The following is a 5,519-nucleotide window of genomic DNA, read 5'->3' on the forward strand; positions in this document are numbered from 1 at the left end:
CCGACCACCTCTTTCTCGAGCCCGCCGGCAAGCCGGCGGCGCCCTCCGCCGCCGCCGATGGCATCTCCGCCGATGCAGCCCCGTCGGGCGAGCCTGATCCGAACGGATCATGGCCCGGGCCGGTGGTCAAACGGCAGTCACCACCAGCGGCTAGTCTGAGCAATCCGAACTAGACAACCCAATGAACCGCGTCACCGAAGCCATCGCGGGGGGCATGCTTGCGCCTCCGCTCGATGACCTGTTGTCATCGCAGCATGCCCATGCCCTGGTGCGCGCGATCGAGACGGCCGTCGACGTGCGCCGCCGCTACCAGTTCTTCGTCTGGTCGCAGAGCTACCTGCAGGCACTGGTGCCGCACCATCTCGCCGTCTGCGGTGTCTACCAGCGCGCCCGCAAGGACATGAGCTTCGAGGCGTTCAACAGCATCCTGGTTCCGCAGCAGTTGCTGTCGGTCGTCACCGATGCGGGTTCGGCGCTGCTGCAGCAGGTGGTCGGCTGCTGGATCGAACGGCGCGGCCGGGCACTGACGCTCGACCTGCAGACGCTGACCGGCGTCGCGGCCGGCGGCGAGCGCGACCGCCTCGTCGACGCCGGCTTCCACGACCTGCTGGTGCACGGTGTGTCGCGGCCGCAACGGCCGTCCGAACTGGAGAGCCTGTTCATCTTTGGCTCGAAGTGCCGTCGTTGCACTCCGCAGCAGGCGATGTACCTCGAGCTGCTGCTGCCGCACGTGCACGCCACCTGGCTGCGCGTGCAGGCCACCGAACGTGAACTCACCGTCGGGCAGGGCGGTTCGACCGTGGCACGGCCCGACAGCTTCCGGCCGCCGATCACCGAGCGCGAGAGCCAGATCCTCTACTGGGTGCGCGAGGGCAAGAGCAACCAGGAGATCGGCGACCAGCTCGGCATCAGCGTGCTGACGGTGAAGAACCACGTGCAGAAGATCCTGCGCAAGCTCGGCGCCGCCAACCGCGCGCAGGCGGTCGCCAAGGCGATGACGCTGAACCTGCTCGGCCGTGCCGCAGCCGGTGCGAACGGCGCGGAGCACGGCGAGTAGTTCTTTCGGGCGTCGTGAAACGTCGTCAGCGACCGTGCCCATGTCATCTGCAGTCACGAGACTCCCCCTCGTCTGACAAGACATCCCCTGCTCTTTGACCCCGGCCGCCTCGTGTGGCCAAGCACCCGACCTCTCCGCCGGCCCCGGCGACAGCCGCAGCAGCAGCGGAGTTGGTTCAGGTGTCCGGCAACCCGAGACCGACTCTGAGAACCGGTCCCGGGTCATGAGTTCCGAGATGTCCAACCTTTATCGGGAGATCCAAGCATGAAACTGAAAGCAATCGCCGCCGCCGTACTGGCCGTGGTTTCGCTGCCTTCGATGGCTGCCATCGCCAACGGCCAGTCGGGCAACGGCGAGCTGTTCCTGTCGGTCTACGACGACGTCGCCAAGGTGTCGTACACGCTCGACCTGGGCGTGACCCAGAACGCCTTCTTCACGACCGGCCAGCAGAGCACCGGCTACACCCAGACCTGGTCGCTGGCGGGTGATTCGTTCTTCGCGACCTTCCTGTCGACAGCCACCGCGGCCAACACCCAATGGACCGTGCTGGCCAGCGAAACCACCGGCGGCACCGCCGTCGGCGGTTCGCGCCTGTTCACGACGGTCGCCCAGGGCGAGGAAGCCCTGATCGGCTCCTTTACCAACCTGAACTACACGAACGGCACCGGCGCCGCCCAGCTCGGCACGTTCTTCTCGGCGATCAACAACACCGGCACGCACGGCACGCCGGGTGTGGCACTGAACAACGCCATCAACGGCTCCAGCATCAACTACGACACCGACTCCGGCAATGCCTACTTCGGCATCCCGGGCAGCGGCCCGCGCGTGAACGGCAATGCTCCGTTCTCGAGCGGCAACAGCATCGGCACCGCGTCCGACTTCTTCTACATCACCCGGTCGGGTTCCGACCAGCTCGCCAGCGTGCTGGCCGATCCGTTCGACAACGCCGGTGGCCGCGGCACCTTCCTGCTGGCGCAGACCGGCACGGGCTACGCGCTGACCTACACGATCGCCGCCGTTCCGGAACCCGGCTCGATGGCGCTGCTGTTCGCCGGCCTCGGCGCGCTGGGCTTCGTCGCCCGTCGCCGCCAGGGTCGCTGAACCCGGTCCGTCTCACCACGACCTCGCTTCCGCCCCGCCCGTGATTCACGGGCGGCTGGCGGAGCCCATACCTGAGGAAACATCATGAAACTCCATTCCATCGCCCTCGCTGCCGCGGCCGTGTTCGCTGCCGCCCCGGCCTTCGCCGCGCCGGCCGTCAACGTTGACGGCGCCAGCACCGTCCGTATGTACATTTCGGGCGCCACCGCGCTGCGCGCCGTCGTCGCCGGCATCGTGCTCAACGACATCTGCGGCGGCTCGGCTGCCAACGCCTCGACGACGCTGTACAACGTTGCCGAGTCCGGCTCCGGCTTCAGCTTCAACGGCAACTTCTGGGGCATCACCTGCAACGTGACCGCCGCCGGCGGTGCGCTGGTCGGCCTGGCCGCCGGCACGCCGATCGCCGTCTTCAAGAGCGACGCCGGTGGTTCCGCACAGGGCGTGTTCCCGGTCTTCTTCCAGGACCAGCGCCCCTTCGTGCAACCCGTGCCGCTGGCCGGCTGCACCACCGTGACCACGGTCGACCGCGTCTACAGCGGCTGCCCCGGCACGCGCAACCAGGCGCCGAACGTCGGCATCTCCGACGTCGAACCGGCTCTGTTCAAGGGCTTCAACGTGCCCAAGGATCCGCTCGACGCCGATGACGACATCTACCCGTCCGACGGCCTGTCGGCGGCGCAGCTGGCGCAGATGACCATCAAGCCGGTGGTGCAGACCATCTTCGGCGTGGCAGTCAACAACCGCCTGTATGACGAGATGTTCGCCAAGCAGGGCCTGGCCACCAAGTTCTCCAGCGCCGGCGTGCTGTGCACCACCGCGTCGACCGACGAGAACTGCATCCCGAGCATCGGCTACGCCGAAGCCCGCGCGCTGTTCTCCGGTACGGAGCCGAACTGGCGCCTGCTGGCGCGCTCGACGTCTCCGCTGCTGAACAGCCAGGTCAACATCTGCCGCCGTGTCGACGGTTCGGGCACGCAAGCCTCGGCCAACGTCCACCTGCTGGACTTCCCCTGCAACGGCAGCGCGGCGACGCCGGCCGACTGGACCTTCTCGTCGTCCGCGGCGCCGGAAGCCATGTCCGCTTCGCTGAGCACGACCGAGTCGGGCGTGTCGATCGCCAACTACCTGATCGCCAACATGGGTGGCGGCGCCGGCACCGGCCCGATGCCCGTCGACACGACCTTCGTCTTCGAAGGTCCGGGCACGGGTGACGTGATCAGCTGCCTGAACCGCGCCAACAACGCCCAGGGCTACGCGATCGGCCACGTCTCGAAGGAGAACGTGCCGGGCAGCAACCTGTGGAAGCACGTGCGCCTGGAGGGTGCCAACCCGCTGCGCGACAACGCCAAGGCCGGCAAGTACGACTACACGGTCGAGTCCACCGTGCAGTACCGGACCGCGTCGTTCAACGCGCTGACCGCCTCGCAGCGCGCGCTGATCAACGGTTTCACGACCCAGATCGCCCTGCCGTCCGCGCTGGCCCGCCTGAGCAGCGCCAACCAGAACGGCGTCGCCGCGCTGCCGACCTCGTACGCGGGTGCCTTCGGTACCGGGACCGCGAACGAGATCACCTTCGGTTCGCGCGTGACCCGCGCCGGCAACTCGTGCAACCCGATGACCGCTGTCAAGTGATGGTGTGAGCAGTAGCCGCGGTGGGCCGGTCCGATGGCCGGCCCCATCGCGGACCCTGGGGGCGGCGCCTGGCGCTGCCCCCTTGGCTTTGATCGATCCGACGTTCCAGCAAGCCCATGAAGACACTCCTCATCCTGACCCGACTGTTCAGTCTCGTCGCCGCACTGGCGTGTGCAAACGCCCACGCGGCCATCGCGGACGGTTCCACGGTTTCCGATGGCGCGTTCAGCTCCTACCAGGGCAACGGAGAGCTGGCGCTGTCTGTCTTTGACAGCGCTGCAAAGATCTCGTACACGTTGGACCTGGGCACCACGCTCGACGACTTCTTCATCGATGGGCAGCAGGATGCCGGCAACCAGCGCTTCTGGGAGGTCGACGACGCGCAATGGAACAGTTTCCTGTCCCAGGTGGATCGCGGGAATCTGCGTTGGTCTGTGTTCGGCAGAGACGCTACCGGTGGCATCGCGGCAGGAGGTGTTCGGCTGTTCACCACCGTCCGCCAAGGTGACGAGTCCCTGGTGGGCACGATGACCAACAACCTGTTCTTCACCGGTATCGGTGGTGCGCAGATGGGCTCGTTCTACAGCGCGATTCGGGACACCGGCACGCATGGGACGCCGGGTGTCGCTCCGGACTTCACCGCCAACGGCAGCAGCGTCAATGCCGACTTCGAAACCGGCAACGGCTACTACGGCGAGGGTGGCGTGGGCTTCACGCCGAACCTCAACGGCAACGCGCCCTTCAACATGGCCAACGCGGTTGGCCAGTCCTCCTGGTTCTACTACCTCACCCGCTCGGGAACCAACCAGCTCGACACGATCACAGTCGACGAGTTCGACAACCTCAATGCCGGCAGCAGCGGCGACGGCTACTGGGGCTTCATCTACGTCGATCCGGCGCTGTACCCGGACTCGCCCTATGCCGGCAGCTACCTGCTGAGCTACACGATCGCGCCCTATCTGCAGCAGGCGCGCATCGCCACCGCCGAAGGGCGGGCACGCGCGGCGCTGATCGAGTACCTGTCGGGCATCGGCGCGACGCCGATCGACAAGCCGGTCGGCGAGTATGTCGGCTATGTGCCGCTGACACCGGTGCCGGAGCCGCCGGCAGCGCTGCTGCTGCTCGCCGGTGCGGCTGCGCTGGTCGCTGCGCGCCGCACGAAACGGCGCGGCTGAGCCGCTTCCGCACTCCCTCTCCGGCCGCATCGAGTGCGGCCCTTCTTGACGCCCGCGCGGCGCACTCCCATGCGCCGAACGGACCATGACCATGATCCGATGGAACCACGCCAGTTCATCGCCGGTTCACCGCGCCTGCCGACACTGCAGCGCATGAGCACGCCGCGCGTCATCGCCGTTCCCTGCCTGCGCGCGCTGAGTGTCGTGGGCCTGGCGCTGGCCGTCGGCAGCCTGGCAACGCCGTCCTTCGCTCAGGCGCAGGCGCAGGCACAGGCGCCAGCGGCGGAGCCGGCAGCGCAGGAGCTTCGCTTCGACGTGCTCGAGTACGTCATCGAAGGCAACAGCGTGCTCGGCACGGCGGCGATCGAGGCGGCCGTGATGCCGCACATGGGCCCGCAGCGCAGCATGGTCGATGTCGAGGCGGCACGCGCGGCGCTCGAGAAGATCTACCAGGGTGCCGGCTACCTGACGGTGTTCGTCGACGTGCCCGAACAGCGCGTCGACGGCGGCGTGATCACGCTGCGTGTGCTCGAAGGCCGCGTCGAACGGCTGAT

The 5,519-nt window shown here is 67.6% G+C and carries 5 protein-coding genes; all 5 read left to right on the top strand.

Annotated features, from left to right (window positions below; all coding sequences use genetic code 11):
- The first annotated feature begins 181 nt into the window (after positions 1–181).
- Complete coding sequence (locus tag AAG801_RS39930) at positions 182–1,057, top strand: LuxR C-terminal-related transcriptional regulator (protein ID WP_341893420.1); 876 nt, start codon at positions 182–184, stop codon at positions 1,055–1,057.
- Positions 1,058–1,321: 264 nt separating this feature from the next.
- On the top strand, positions 1,322–2,158 hold the full coding sequence (locus AAG801_RS39935; protein ID WP_341893421.1) for a PEP-CTERM sorting domain-containing protein: 837 nt from the start codon (positions 1,322–1,324) through the stop codon (positions 2,156–2,158).
- An 84-nt stretch (positions 2,159–2,242) separates the two neighbouring features.
- Positions 2,243–3,790, top strand: a complete 1,548-nt coding sequence (locus AAG801_RS39940) for a hypothetical protein (RefSeq protein ID WP_341893422.1) — start codon at positions 2,243–2,245, stop codon at positions 3,788–3,790.
- A 116-nt stretch (positions 3,791–3,906) separates the two neighbouring features.
- On the top strand, positions 3,907–4,965 hold the full coding sequence (locus AAG801_RS39945) for a hypothetical protein (RefSeq protein WP_341893423.1): 1,059 nt from the start codon (positions 3,907–3,909) through the stop codon (positions 4,963–4,965).
- Positions 4,966–5,064: 99 nt separating this feature from the next.
- Positions 5,065–5,519 (top strand): POTRA domain-containing protein (locus AAG801_RS39950; RefSeq protein WP_341893424.1); only part of this gene is annotated, 455 nt, incomplete at its 3' end.

The sequence above is a fragment of the Variovorax sp. YR752 genome (assembly GCF_943372545.1).